Below are 12,079 nucleotides of genomic sequence, written 5' to 3' on the forward strand. Positions count from 1 at the left end.
TCTAAACGCCCAGATCACCATGTCCAAGTTACTACACGGTAAGCTTTCTACAATTTCATGCAGGGGAAAGTCAGCCCGCGCCGCCGACAGTCAGGCCCTTGATCTTGATCGTGGGCTGGCCGACGCCCACCGGCACGCCCTGACCGGCCTTGCCGCAGGTGCCGACGCCGGGATCCATCATGAAGTCATTACCGACCATCGAGACCTGGGTGAGCGCGCTGGGGCCGTCACCGATCAGGGTGGCACCCTTGATCGGTTCGACCACCTTGCCGTTCTTGACCCGGTAGGCCTCGGTGCAGCGGAAGACGAATTTGCCGGAGGTGATGTCGACCTGGCCGCCGCCGAAATTCTTCGCCCAGATGCCGTCCTTCAGGCTGGCCACGATCTCGTCGGGATCGTCATTGCCGGCGGTCATGATGGTATTGGTCATCCGCGGCATGGGCGCGTGGGCATAGTTCTCCCGGCGGCCATTGCCGGTCGGCTCCACGCCCATCAGGCGCGCATTCTGGCGATCCTGCATATAGCCGACGAGCACGCCGTCCTCGATCAGCGTCGTGCGCCGGGTCGGGGTGCCTTCGTCATCGAAGCTCAGCGAACCGCGGCGCTCGGAGATCGTGCCGTCATCGATGACGGTGACGCCCTTGGCGGCGACCTGCTCTCCGACGCGGCCGGAAAAGGCGCTGGTGCCCTTGCGATTGAAATCGCCTTCCAGACCGTGTCCCACCGCCTCGTGCAGAAGAATGGCCGGCCAGCCGGCGCCGAGCACGACTTCCCATTCGCCCGACGGCGCATCGACGGCCTCGACATTGACCTTGGCCACCCGCAGGGCTTCGTCGGCGAGCGATTTCCAGGCATCGGGCGCGAGCCAGCGCTCGAATTCCGCGCGTCCGCCGGCTCCGGCCGAGCCGGTTTCCCGGCGACCCTTGCGTTCCACGGTGACCGAGACGTTCAGGCGCACGAGCGGGCGCACATCGGCGCGCACATCGCCATCGGCGCGCACGATGCCGATCACGCGGCGTTCGCTGGAGAGCGAGCAGGAGACCTGGACGACCTCGCTGTCGCGGGCGCGGCAATAGGCATCGATTTCGGCAAGCAGCTTTGCCTTGGCCTCGAAGCCGGGCTGGCCGATCACATCGACATCGTCATAGAGCTTGATGTTGGTGCCCGGCGGGGGCGGAGCCATGATGGCGCTGCGCCCCTTGCGCGCGGCCGCAGCCGTCTCGCCGGCGCGGCGCAGGGCGGCCAGGCCGCTATCGTTGGAATGGGCAAAGCCGGTGGTCTCGCCAAACACGCCGCGCAGGCCGTAGCCGCGCTCGGAATCGAAATTGGCGATCTTCAGCCGGCCATCGTCGAATGCGAGCGATTCCGATGTCGCCGTTTCCAGGAAGAGTTCGCCGTCATCGGCGCCGTCCAGATTGTCCGCCAGGACCTGGCGGGCATCGTCGGCGTCGAAATCGAAGGCGGCGAAGGGATTGGCGGTCATGGAAGGCTCCATCCTTGAGATTGCTCAAGACATAAAGCCTTCACACCCCCGATGCGAGGGCACGCCCTGTATTTTGCCGGTCGCGGCGAGGCTAGCGGTCTGCGTCTGCCGGCGGGAGCGCGTCGAAGCGGGCTGGCTGGCGGGCGATGAGCGCGTTCTGGCCGCCATCGAGTTCGGCGGCCTCGAGATAGGCGTCGCGCGCCTCGTGAAACCGGTCCTGGCCTTCGAGCGCGATCGCCAGGTTGAGCCAGGCCAGCGCCGGTTCGTTCAGCGTCTGGGAGAGGGCGTGGTTGGCGGCCTCTTCGGCGTCCTGGTAGCGGCGAAGCTCGATGAGGGCCGCGGCGCGGTTCAGCGCAACGGCGCCTGACTGGGGCAGCAGGTCCGCGGCCTGGTCGAGATCGGTGAGGGCGGCGGGCGCATTGCCGCGGCGAATCTGATTGACCGCGCGATTGACGAGGACCTGTCCGCGCTCGCTTTCCGAAAGTCTCGTGTCGCGCAGCAGGATATCGCAGGCGCCCAGCGCCCGCGCATCGCCGCGCTCGGTGCGTGCCCCCGATTCGCACTCCGTCCGGGGGCCGTCGGGCGCGGGTTGCGCCTGGTTCGTGGCCGAGACCGGCTGGCCGTAGCCTCGACCGGAAACGATCAGGACGAGGATGGCGGCCAGTACCAAAGCACTGAGGAGACCGCCTGCAGCGCCGATAACCGTTTCAGAAAAGACTTTAAAAGACCGTAGCTTGCGCTCACGCGTCGTCATGGTTATGCCCCTCGTTCAACAACCCGGCCTCACTGTAACAACAGGAGGCGGCTCGAACCAAGCGGGTAAAGACCTAGTTAAGACTGCAACTGAAACCCGAGGGTCCGGCAATGCTGCTGAAAAAACCTTGCGGGTTGCGACAAAAAGGCGCTTAAAGCGCCCTGACAGCCAGCGGTTGGCGCTCTATATTCCGCCGCAATTGACGGGAAGTACCGCCGTCGTCCTGTATCAAACCTTCGGGGGAGTCATGCGCTTGAAGGCCGCTCTTGGAGCACTCGCTTCGCTTTTCGTCCTGGTGACCGGGTCCGCATCCGCGACGCCGAATCAGGTTTATGCCCGCGACGGACAGATCGGCTTCCAGCAAGCCGTGACCCCGATCATGGAAAACATCACCGCCTTCCACTCAATGGTGTTCTGGCTCATCGCGGCCATCACCCTGGTCGTGGTGGCGCTGCTGGCCTGGGTGATGATTCGCTACAACGCGAAATCGAACCCGACGGCGGGCCGGTTCAGCCACAACACGCTGGTCGAAGTCGTGTGGACGGCGGTGCCGGTCATCATCCTCGTGGTGATCGCCGTTCCCTCCTTCCAGCTTCTGTATTTCCAGGACGTGATCCCGGAGAGCGATTTCACCATCAAGGCGACCGGCAACCAGTGGAACTGGAGCTACGAGTATCCCGACCACGGCGGATTCTCCTACGTGGCCAACATGCTGCCTGAAGAAGAGCTGGCGCCCGGCCAGCCGCGTCTGCTCGCCACCGACCTGCCTGTCGTCGTTCCGGCGGGCGCCACGGTGCGTGTGGAAGTCACTGCCTCGGACGTGATCCACAACTGGGCGATGCCCTCCTTCGGCATCAAGATGGACGCCATTCCCGGCCGCCTGAACGAGACCTGGTTTGAAGTCGGCGACGAGGATATCGGCATCTATTACGGCCAGTGTTCGGAGCTGTGCGGCCTGCGCCACGCCTTCATGCCGATCGAGATCCATGTCGTTCCCCAGGACGTGTTCGACGCCTGGGTCGCCGCGGCGAACGAGGATCCGTACGAAGCACCGAGCGTGCTCGCGGCCCACTACGATGCAACGGCGCGCGAGACCCGTCTCGCCGCGGCCGAGTAAGGAGAGGCAATCATGTCAGCTGAATCTGCTGTCCAACACGATCACACGCCGTCCATGTGGGACTGGAAACGCTGGGTCTTCTCCACCAACCACAAGGACATCGGCACGATGTACCTGATCTTCGCCATCGTGGCGGGGGTCATTGGTGGCGGCCTCTCCGGCCTCATCCGCTGGGAACTGGCCGAGCCGGGTCTTCAGGTCTTCACCGGCCAGAATACCGGCTGGGGCGCCATTTTCGGCAACGAGCACAACTATAACGTCGTGACGACGATGCACGGCCTGATCATGATCTTCTTCATGGTCATGCCGGCCATGATCGGCGGTTTCGGCAACTGGTTCGTGCCGCTGATGATCGGGGCGCCGGACATGGCGTTCCCGCGCATGAACAACATCTCGTTCTGGCTTCTGCCCTTCTCCTTCGCGCTGGCGCTGCTCTCCATGTTCGTGCCGGGCACGGGGGGCGAGAACGGGTTCGGCGGCGGCTGGGTGCTCTACCCGCCCTTGTCGACCACCGGCCATAACGGGCCGGCCATGGACCTGCTGATCCTGTCCCTGCACATCGCGGGCATCAGCTCGATCCTGGGCGCGATCAACTTCATCACCACGATCTTCAACATGCGCGCGCCGGGCATGACCATCCACAAGATGCCGCTCTTTGCCTGGTCGGTGCTTGTGACTGCCTTCCTCTTGCTGCTCTCGCTGCCGGTCCTGGCCGGTGCGCTGACCATGCTGCTGACCGACCGCAACTTCGGAACGACCTTCTTCGATCCGGCCGGCGGCGGCGACCCGGTCATGTTCCAGCACCTGTTCTGGTTCTTCGGTCACCCGGAAGTCTACATCCTGATCCTGCCGGGCTTCGGCATCATCAGCCACATCGTGTCGACCTTCTCCAAAAAGCCGGTCTTCGGCTATCTGGGCATGGCCTACGCCATGGTCGCCATCGGCTTCATCGGCTTCATCGTGTGGGCGCACCACATGTATACGGTCGGCCTGAACGTGAACCTGAAGGCCTATTTCGTGGCGGCGACGATGATCATCGCGGTGCCCACCGGCATCAAGATCTTCTCGTGGATCGCGACGATGTGGGGCGGCTCGATTTCCTTCCGCACGCCGATGCTGTGGGCGATCGGCTTTATCTTCCTGTTCACCGTGGGCGGTGTGACCGGCGTGATGCTGGCCAATGCCGGCGTCGACCAGTCCCTGCACGACACCTATTACGTGGTGGCACACTTCCACTACGTGCTGAGCCTGGGTGCGGTGTTCTCGATCTTTGCCGGTTTCTACTACTGGTTCGAGAAGATCTGGGGCGTGAAGTACAACTCGGTGCTGGCCCGTATCCAGTTCTGGCTGTTCTTTGCCGGCGCGAACATCATCTTCTTCCCGCAGCACTTCCTGGGCCTGGCCGGCATGCCGCGCCGCTACGTGGACTATCCGGACGGCTACGCCTTCTGGAACATGGTGTCCTCGTGGGGCTACGTGATCATGGCTGTCGGCATGGTGGTGTTCTTCGTCCTGCTGATCGAAGCGGCCATCCGCCGCCGGCCGGCGGAAGCCAATCCGTGGGGTGAAGGCGCAACCACGCTGGAGTGGACGCTGTCCTCTCCGCCGCCCTTCCACCAGTTCAACGAGCTGCCGAAAATCAAGTAGGCGGCGCTCAAGCCAGAGGGCTTTTTTGACCCCAAGCTCTGTCGATAAAAGCGAGGGCGGCGCTGCACATGCGGCGTCGCCCCCGCCGTTTCAGAACGAAACGAAATCGGGCCCGTCCGCCGCGATCGCGGGGCCGCGCGACTATTTCGACCTGATGAAGCCGCGCGTCATGACGCTGGTGGTGTTCACCGGGCTGGCCGGCCTGGTGGCGGCGCCGGGTGAGATCAACCTGTTTGCCGCCATCATCGCCGTGTTCGCGCTGGCCGTCGGGGCCGGGGCGGCCGGGGCCATCAACATGGCTTACGATGCCGATATCGACGCGGTCATGCGGCGCACACGTCTGCGCCCGGTCGCGCGCGGGATCGTGCCGGTCTCGGAGGCCTATACCTACGGCATTGTCTTCGCGATGATGTCGGTGCTGGTGATGGCCATGGCGACGAACTATGTCGCGGCGGGCTTGCTGGCCTTCTCCATCGCATTCTACGGGCTGGTCTACACGGTCTGGCTCAAGCGCAGCACGCCGCAGAACATCGTGATCGGCGGCGCGGCCGGGGCGTTCCCGCCCATGATCGGCTGGGCCGCGGTAACCGGCGGGGTCGAGCTGAACTCGATCCTGCTCTTCGCGATCATCTTCCTGTGGACGCCGCCCCATAGCTGGGCGCTGGCGCTCTACAAGTCGGGCGACTATGCCGCGGCCGGCGTGCCGATGATGCCGGTGGCCAAGGGCGCCAGATCCACCCGCATCCAGATCATGATCTACACGCTGGCCTATCTGGCCGCGACCGCCGCCCCGCTGGTGACCGGGCTCGGCGGCATCGGCTATGGCGTCGCCGTGGTGGCCGGGGGCGGACTCTTCTTCCTGCTCGCCCTGCGCGTGCTGATGTCGAAAGCGGGCGAGGCGAACGCCGCAGAAGACGAGCTTTATGCCGTGCGGGCCGGCGACAAGGCTGCGCGCGACCTGTTTGCCTACTCGATCGCGCACCTGTCGCTTCTTTTCGCCGCATTGCTCGTCGAGCACGGAGCCGGTCTATATGTTCCGCTCAGCCGTATTGGATGGATTGGATGACACACCCCGGCGATTCGCCAGAGACCCACGGGAGCGATGAGACGCAGACCGGCGCGCACGCGGACGGCCCGGGCGCCGTCAACCCTGTGGAGCGCACCGATCTGAGCGCGCAGGAGAAGGCCCAGCGCAACAAGCGCAATCTCGCGATCGCCTTTGGTTTGGTCGCGTTCGTGGTGCTGATCTTCTCGATCACCGTGATGCGCCTGGCCTCGAACATTTCCGCAGGGGGCTGAGAGCGATGCGCCTGCTTCCTGCCGACAAGAATCTGCGCGTCCTGACCGTGTGCGCGGTTGCTGCGGTCGGCATGGTCGGTGCCGCCTATGCGGCGGTGCCGCTCTATGACCTGTTCTGCCGGGTGACCGGTTATGGCGGAACCACGCAGGTGGCCCAGTACGATGCCGGGCAGATCATCGACCGCTCGGTGACGGTGCGGTTCGACGCCTCCATGGCGCGCGGTTTTCCCTGGGAGTTCGAACCCCAGCAGCGCTCGATGGAGCTGCAGCTGGGCGAGACGGCGCTGGCCTTCTACCGGGCGACGAATACCTCGGACCGCCCGATCACCGGCGTGGCCACCTATAACGTCACCCCGTTCAAGACGGCGCCTTATTTTTCCAAGCTGGAATGCTTCTGCTTTACCGAGCAGACTTTGCAGCCGGGCGAATCGATGGACATGCCCGTCCTCTTCTTCGTCGATCCCTTGATGGATGAAGAAGAAAGCCTGGACGATGTGCGCACCATCACCTTGTCCTATACGTTCTGGGAGGCAGGCCGCGATCGTGACCGCGCCGCGCCCGAAAACGCGGCAGGGCAGACGCGCTGACGCGCCAGAGAAACTGCTGACCCGGCAAAGCCGGACAGCGCGAAGGAATTGATAGGGGGCAAGGGCGCCGCTATAGGTGCGGTCAAACCCCCGTAAGACTGGGACTTGCAGGAGAGCACCATGGCCGGCGGAGCCGTTAAACACGACTATCATCTGGTAGAACCGAGCCCGTGGCCCTTTACCGGCTCGCTCGGCGCCTTTGTCATGGCTCTGGGCGCTGTCGTCCAGATGAAGGGCCTGTCCAGCAATGAAGAGAGCTGGGCCTATTTCTTCCTCCAGGACGGATCCTGGTGGCTGCTGGGCCTCGGCTTCCTGATCGTGGCATACACGATGATCGGCTGGTGGACCGACGTGATCAAGGAATCACGCCGCGGAGACCACACGCCCGTCGTCGATATCGGCCTGCGCTACGGCATGATCCTGTTCATCGTCTCTGAGGTGATGTTCTTCGTGGCCTGGTTCTGGGCCTTCTTCGAGATGGCGCTCTTCCACGAGGCGCGCGCGGGCGCGACCTGGACCGGCGAGGCGATCGGCGTCGACTTCTCGGCGTGGGAAAGCTGGCCGCCGCCGGGAATCGAAACCTTCGATCCCTTCCACCTGCCGCTGATCAACACGATGATCCTGCTCCTGTCGGGCACGACGGTCACCTGGGCGCACCACGCGCTCCAGCACGGTGACCGCAAGGGCGCCAAGATCGGCCTCCTGCTGACGGTCCTGCTGGGCCTGTGCTTCACCTCGCTGCAGGTCTACGAATACGCCCATGCCCATTTCGGGTTCGGCGGATCGCTCTACGGCGCATCCTTCTTCATGGCGACCGGTTTCCACGGGGCACACGTGGTCATCGGGACGGTATTCCTGCTGGTCTGCCTGCTGCGCCTCATGGCCGGCCACTTCACGCCGCAGAAGCATTTCGGCTTCGAAGCCGCCGCCTGGTACTGGCACTTCGTGGACGTCGTCTGGCTGTTCCTGTTCGCCTTTGTCTATGTGGTCTTCGCCGGACAGGTCGCTCACTAGACCATGACCGAACCCAGCCCCTTCTCTGCAGGTCTCGCGGGACGGTGTCCGCGCTGCGGGGAAGGGCGCTTGTTCGAGGGCTTCCTGACCATTGCGCCGGAGTGCGAGACCTGCGGGCTCGATTTTTCCGGCGAGGATGCGGGGGACGGGCCGGCCGTCTTCATCATGTTCCTCGTCGGTGCAATCGTGGTCCCGCTCGCGCTTCTGCTACATCTCTGGCTCGCGCCGCCGACCTGGGTTCATCTCATCATCTGGATTCCGGTGGTAATCGGGTTGAGCCTCTGGTTCCTGCGCCCGTTCAAGGGCGTGATGTTTGCCCTCCAGTACAAGCATAGCGCCCGGGAAGCCCGGCTGGACGAGGACGGAGATGAGTAAGGGACCGCGATGAAGTTTCGTCCGCTCCTCGTGCTCACGCTGTTCACCCTGCCTGCGCTCGCCCTCCTGGTCTGGCTGGGAAGCTGGCAACTGGAACGCGCCGCCTGGAAACGCGCCGAAACCGACTCCTACCTTGCTGCGGGCCTGCGCCCGCCGGCCGATCTCGAGACGCTGTTATGCGGCGATGAGGTGGTGGCCGGTCAGCGGGTGGCGCTGGAGCAGGAGCCGAGCGGCGAGGCCGTGCGTCTGTACGGCGTGGACGCGGGCAACCGCCCCGGCTGGCGCCTGCTTCGCCCGGTGGACGCGCCGGACTGTGCCGAGGGCTACGACACGGTGCTGGTCGAAACCGGCTTTGAACCCCTGAACGGGGACGTGCGAGCGGCGACCGGCGAGTTCAGGCTTTCCCGCGCCCCGGGAACGGGCATGTTCACGCCCGCCAATAGTCCGCAGGCCAACGAGTTCTATACGCTCGCCCCCGAAGCGATGGCCGCCCGTCTCGCGCAGTCGGGCACGCCCAGCGGCGACGTTCTGGTCGCGCGAGGTGCGCAGAGCCTGCCGCCCCACCTGTCCCAGACCCCGCCCTCGCGCCATTATGGCTATGCCATTACCTGGTTCGGTCTCGCCGCTGCGCTGATCGGGGTCTACCTGGCATTGCACATTGCACGCGGCCGGCTGATATTCACGCGATCGAAAGACTGAACGGGTACAGTCATTTGCCTGAGCCGGTTTTCCGCGTGACTGCGTGCTGCGAAAACCCGATGATGGGAATAAAGAGGGAGGCGGGTCGTGGCACTGTGGCGGGACGACAATCCGGAAACAATTCTCTACAGCGAGAACATCTGTCTGCGCCATCCCAGCCTGGACGACTATGACAGCTGGGCCAAGCTGCGCTTTGCGAGCCGCCGCCATACCGAGCAGTGGGAACCGGCCTGGGCCGAAGACGAGCTGACCCGCTCCGCCTTCAAGCGCCGCCTGCGCCGCTACCAGAGCGATATCGAGAGCGGGCAGGGCTTTCCCTTCTTCATCTTCCGCGCCAGCGACGACGTGCTTCTCGGTGCGTGCAATTTGAACAATGTCCGACGGGGCGTGCTGCAGACGGCGGATCTGGGATACTGGATCGGCATGCCCTATCAGCGCCGCGGCCATACGCGGGCAGCCGTGCGCCGCGTGTTGTCCTACGCGTTCGAAACTCTGAAGCTGCACCGGATCGAGGCGGCGACCCGGCCGGAGAACGAGGCCTCGCGCGCCCTGCTCCTGTCGATCGGTTTTACGCCGGAGGGGGTTGCGCGCAAATATCTGAAAATCCACGGCGAATGGCACGACCATCTGAAATTCGCGATTCTGAAGGACGACCCGATCCGCTGATGACCCAGGGCGCGGACCTGTTCGCCGCCGCCGCCAGGGCCGCGGGCGCCATCGCGCTACGGGCGCAACTGGACTCCGGCGCGCTCGCGGTCGAGGGTGATGCGGCGCCGTTCGGTATCACTGCGACTCAACGCGCGGCGCATCTTTCCAGTCTCAGGGCCCAGATTGCCCAGACCGACGCCCACGCCTTCGACGGGCTGTACAGGGCCGGGCCGGTGGATGTGCGCCTGCGCCTGGTCGGCGAGGACCGCCATGTCCGTCATGTGCGTCTGACCGGGCGCACCCGCGATGGCGTCTTCGAGGGAATGCTGCTGATCGCCGGCGCGGCGCCGCGCGGCGGGACCGAGAAACTCGACCGCGAAGCGGATCTGACGCGCGACCTGCAGGCCGGGCGCGTCATACCCTTCTACCAGCCCATCATCGACCTGGACTCGGGGCGTCTGGCCGGGTTCGAGGCCCTGGCAAGATGGCGCCGGCCCGGCGAATCGCTCGTGGCGCCGGATGACTTCCTGCCGCTGGCTGCGGAGATGAATCTGATCGCCGAAGTCGGGACGCGTATCCGAGAAGGCGCGATCCGCGACCTGGCGGCCTGGCAGCAGGCCGGGCTGGAGCTGGGCGGGCTTTATATCGCCGTGAACGCCACGGCGGGCGAGGTTTCCGCCCCTGGCTTCGTGCGCGCCCTGATCGAGACAATCGATGCGGCGGGCATACCGCGCGACCGGTTCAAGCTGGAAATCAACGAGAGCGAGCTGATGCTGGCCCCGGAGGCCGTCGTGCTGGCCTGCCAGGCGCTCAAAGAGGCCGGTATCTGCCTGGTGATCGACGATTTCGGGACGGGGTATTCCTCGCTCGCGCGTCTGGACCAGCTGCCTTTCGACGTGCTGAAGATCGACCAGTATTTCATTCGCGCGCTGGGCAGCGCCCCGGACCGCAATCCGCAGGCGCGCTCCATCGTCACCTCCATCGTGGAGCTGGCGCGCGCCTGTGAGATGGATGTGGTCGCCGAGGGCGTGGAGAGCGCGGCGAGCGCGGACGCTGTGCGCCAGCAAGGCGTCCGGTTCGCGCAGGGCTTCCAGTTCGGCAGCGCGGTGCCCGCCGACGAGGCTGAAGCCTGGATCATCGAAGGGGCCAGCGGGCGCTTCGCGGGCCCGGCGGCCTGATCGGGCGCCGTGTTCAGGCGTGTCCGCTCGACGCGCTCAGAAACTCCGGCGCAATGCCCAGCTTGCCCAGCGCCTTCTCCCACTTGCGGTCGAAATCCTCGTCGAAGAGCAGGTCCTCGTCCGGATCGACGACGAGCCAGGCGTTTGAGCCGATCTCGTCTTCCAGCTGGCCCTCGGTCCATCCCGCATAGCCCAGCGCCAGAAGGCAACGGCGCGGCGGTGTGGAAGAGGCGATCGCCTCGAGAATATCCTTGGTGGCCGTCAGGCCGACGCCGGGGCCGATGCCGAGCGTGGTCTCGTCGCTGGCATAGTCGTCGGTGTGCAGGACAAATCCGCGGTCGCGATCGATCGGCCCGCCGAAGAGCACGGCCTGATCGGGCGCTTCGATTTCGGAGGTGACACCCAGCTGCTCGAACAGGGTCGGCAGGCGCAGGGCGTCCATCGGCTTGTTGACCACGAGCCCCATCGCGCTGTCATTGGAATGTGCGCAAACCAGCACGACGGACCGGTCAAAGCGCGGATCGCCGATGGCCGGACTGGCAATCAGCAGGCGTCCGGTCAGATAGTCGGGCTTGTGGTGCGTGTCCTCTGTCATGGGTCCAGTCTCGGCACGCGGCCCTGTCTTGTCCAGAGCCGGTGCAGTGCGCCGTGGCTTGGCGCAGAGGGGGCGCGCCTCTATCTGTGGAGTGACATCCCGTGCCGCCGGTTCGGGAAAGCGATGTTTCAAGCGGAGTTTTGACGATGGTGATCCAGGTAGGCGATACGCTTCCCGACGTGACTTTCATGACCATGACGCCCGACGGCCCGACGCCGGCCAGCACCGATGACGTCTTCAAGGGCCGCACCGTGGCGCTGTTCTCGGTTCCGGGCGCGTTCACCCCGACCTGCTCGGCCAAGCACCTGCCGGGCTTCATCGAGAAGGCCAGCGAGCTCAAGGCCAAGGGAATCGACCGGATCGTGTGCACGGCGGTCAACGATGTCTTCGTGCTCGATGCCTGGGCCAAGAACCAGAACGCGTCCGATCAGGTCATGATGCTGGCTGACGGCAATGCCGACTTCGTGCGCGCGCTCGGTCTCGTGATGGACGGCTCCAAGTTCGGCATGGGCGTGCGCGGCCAGCGTTTCTCGCTCGTGGTCGAGGACAAGGTGGTCAAGCAAGTCCATGTCGAGGAAGCGGGCGACTTCAAGGTCTCCAGCGCCGAGCACATGCTGGATAGCCTCTAGCGCCCCCACCACAGGCTTGACGAGACTGCCCCGGGCCGGATTCGGCCCGGGGTT

General features: G+C 65.0%; 14 protein-coding genes. 11 read left to right on the forward strand and 3 right to left on the reverse strand.

What is annotated here, in order from left to right; genetic code table 11:
* Positions 1 to 70 precede the first annotated feature (70 nt).
* Together tldD and PGP17_RS11270 are read right to left on the reverse strand one after the other, a co-directional pair.
* Complete coding sequence (tldD, locus tag PGP17_RS11265) at positions 71 to 1,483, reverse strand: metalloprotease TldD (RefSeq protein ID WP_135944068.1); 1,413 nt, start codon at positions 1,481 to 1,483, stop codon at positions 71 to 73.
* A 91-nt stretch (positions 1,484 to 1,574) separates the two neighbouring features.
* A complete protein-coding gene (locus PGP17_RS11270) occupies positions 1,575 to 2,237 on the reverse strand; it encodes a hypothetical protein (RefSeq protein WP_270375444.1) in 663 nt (220 codons plus the stop codon).
* 247 nt (positions 2,238 to 2,484) lie between these two features.
* Here PGP17_RS11270 and coxB point away from each other — a divergent pair, with 247 nt between their 5' ends.
* From coxB to PGP17_RS11320, 10 genes are all read left to right on the forward strand, one after another.
* Positions 2,485 to 3,354, forward strand: a complete 870-nt coding sequence (coxB, locus tag PGP17_RS11275; RefSeq protein ID WP_135944066.1) for a cytochrome c oxidase subunit II — start codon at positions 2,485 to 2,487, stop codon at positions 3,352 to 3,354.
* 12 nt (positions 3,355 to 3,366) lie between these two features.
* Entirely contained in the window at positions 3,367 to 5,001 is a 1,635-nt protein-coding gene (gene ctaD / locus PGP17_RS11280) for a cytochrome c oxidase subunit I (RefSeq protein ID WP_270375446.1), read from the forward strand.
* A 25-nt stretch (positions 5,002 to 5,026) separates the two neighbouring features.
* Complete coding sequence (locus PGP17_RS11285) at positions 5,027 to 6,067, forward strand: heme o synthase (protein WP_442915150.1); 1,041 nt, start codon at positions 5,027 to 5,029, stop codon at positions 6,065 to 6,067.
* Positions 6,064 to 6,300, forward strand: coding sequence for a hypothetical protein (locus tag PGP17_RS11290; RefSeq protein WP_270375449.1), 237 nt, complete (start codon positions 6,064 to 6,066; stop codon positions 6,298 to 6,300). Before PGP17_RS11285 ends, PGP17_RS11290 begins: the two co-directional genes overlap by 4 nt.
* A 5-nt stretch (positions 6,301 to 6,305) precedes the next feature.
* A complete protein-coding gene (locus tag PGP17_RS11295) occupies positions 6,306 to 6,887 on the forward strand; it encodes a cytochrome c oxidase assembly protein (protein WP_135944062.1) in 582 nt (193 codons plus the stop codon).
* 120 nt (positions 6,888 to 7,007) lie between these two features.
* Positions 7,008 to 7,901: a cytochrome c oxidase subunit 3 gene (locus tag PGP17_RS11300; RefSeq protein WP_135944061.1), complete on the forward strand. Its 894-nt coding sequence runs from the start codon at positions 7,008 to 7,010 to the stop codon at positions 7,899 to 7,901.
* A gap of 3 nt (positions 7,902 to 7,904) precedes the next feature.
* Complete coding sequence (locus PGP17_RS11305; protein ID WP_135944060.1) at positions 7,905 to 8,276, forward strand: DUF983 domain-containing protein; 372 nt, start codon at positions 7,905 to 7,907, stop codon at positions 8,274 to 8,276.
* A 9-nt stretch (positions 8,277 to 8,285) separates the two neighbouring features.
* Positions 8,286 to 8,975: an SURF1 family protein gene (locus tag PGP17_RS11310; RefSeq protein WP_270375453.1), complete on the forward strand. Its 690-nt coding sequence runs from the start codon at positions 8,286 to 8,288 to the stop codon at positions 8,973 to 8,975.
* 87 nt (positions 8,976 to 9,062) lie between these two features.
* Positions 9,063 to 9,641, forward strand: a complete 579-nt coding sequence (locus PGP17_RS11315) for a GNAT family N-acetyltransferase (RefSeq protein ID WP_135944058.1) — start codon at positions 9,063 to 9,065, stop codon at positions 9,639 to 9,641.
* Positions 9,590 to 10,801 carry an EAL domain-containing protein gene (locus tag PGP17_RS11320; RefSeq protein WP_270375454.1) on the forward strand — a complete coding sequence of 404 codons (1,212 nt, stop codon included), beginning with the start codon at positions 9,590 to 9,592 and terminating at the stop codon, positions 10,799 to 10,801. Before PGP17_RS11315 ends, PGP17_RS11320 begins: the two co-directional genes overlap by 52 nt.
* Before the next feature lie 13 nt (positions 10,802 to 10,814).
* Here PGP17_RS11320 and PGP17_RS11325 read toward each other — a convergent pair whose 3' ends face one another.
* Entirely contained in the window at positions 10,815 to 11,396 is a 582-nt protein-coding gene (locus tag PGP17_RS11325) for a YqgE/AlgH family protein (protein WP_270375455.1), read from the reverse strand.
* Positions 11,397 to 11,542: 146 nt separating this feature from the next.
* Between PGP17_RS11325 and PGP17_RS11330 the strand changes: the two genes are divergently transcribed.
* Positions 11,543 to 12,025, forward strand: coding sequence for a peroxiredoxin (locus PGP17_RS11330; protein ID WP_270375456.1), 483 nt, complete (start codon positions 11,543 to 11,545; stop codon positions 12,023 to 12,025).
* Positions 12,026 to 12,079 lie beyond the last annotated feature (54 nt).

The organism is Marinicauda sp. Alg238-R41, assembly GCF_947331485.1.
GTDB classification, from domain to species: domain Bacteria; phylum Pseudomonadota; class Alphaproteobacteria; order Caulobacterales; family Maricaulaceae; genus Marinicauda; species Marinicauda pacifica.

Excerpts from the sequence above, each read along its gene's own strand:
- tldD (WP_135944068.1), bottom strand. The coding sequence starts at position 1,483 with ATGACCGCCAATCCCTTCGCCGCCTTCGATTTCGACGCCGACGATGCC.
- PGP17_RS11270 (WP_270375444.1), bottom strand. The coding sequence starts at position 2,237 with ATGACGACGCGTGAGCGCAAGCTACGGTCTTTTAAAGTCTTTTCTGAA.
- coxB (WP_135944066.1), top strand. The coding sequence starts at position 2,485 with ATGCGCTTGAAGGCCGCTCTTGGAGCACTCGCTTCGCTTTTCGTCCTG.
- ctaD (WP_270375446.1), top strand. The coding sequence starts at position 3,367 with ATGTCAGCTGAATCTGCTGTCCAACACGATCACACGCCGTCCATGTGG.
- PGP17_RS11290 (WP_270375449.1), top strand. The coding sequence starts at position 6,064 with ATGACACACCCCGGCGATTCGCCAGAGACCCACGGGAGCGATGAGACG.
- PGP17_RS11295 (WP_135944062.1), top strand. The coding sequence starts at position 6,306 with ATGCGCCTGCTTCCTGCCGACAAGAATCTGCGCGTCCTGACCGTGTGC.
- PGP17_RS11300 (WP_135944061.1), top strand. The coding sequence starts at position 7,008 with ATGGCCGGCGGAGCCGTTAAACACGACTATCATCTGGTAGAACCGAGC.
- PGP17_RS11305 (WP_135944060.1), top strand. The coding sequence starts at position 7,905 with ATGACCGAACCCAGCCCCTTCTCTGCAGGTCTCGCGGGACGGTGTCCG.
- PGP17_RS11310 (WP_270375453.1), top strand. The coding sequence starts at position 8,286 with ATGAAGTTTCGTCCGCTCCTCGTGCTCACGCTGTTCACCCTGCCTGCG.
- PGP17_RS11320 (WP_270375454.1), top strand. The coding sequence starts at position 9,590 with ATGGCACGACCATCTGAAATTCGCGATTCTGAAGGACGACCCGATCCG.
- PGP17_RS11325 (WP_270375455.1), bottom strand. The coding sequence starts at position 11,396 with ATGACAGAGGACACGCACCACAAGCCCGACTATCTGACCGGACGCCTG.
- PGP17_RS11330 (WP_270375456.1), top strand. The coding sequence starts at position 11,543 with ATGGTGATCCAGGTAGGCGATACGCTTCCCGACGTGACTTTCATGACC.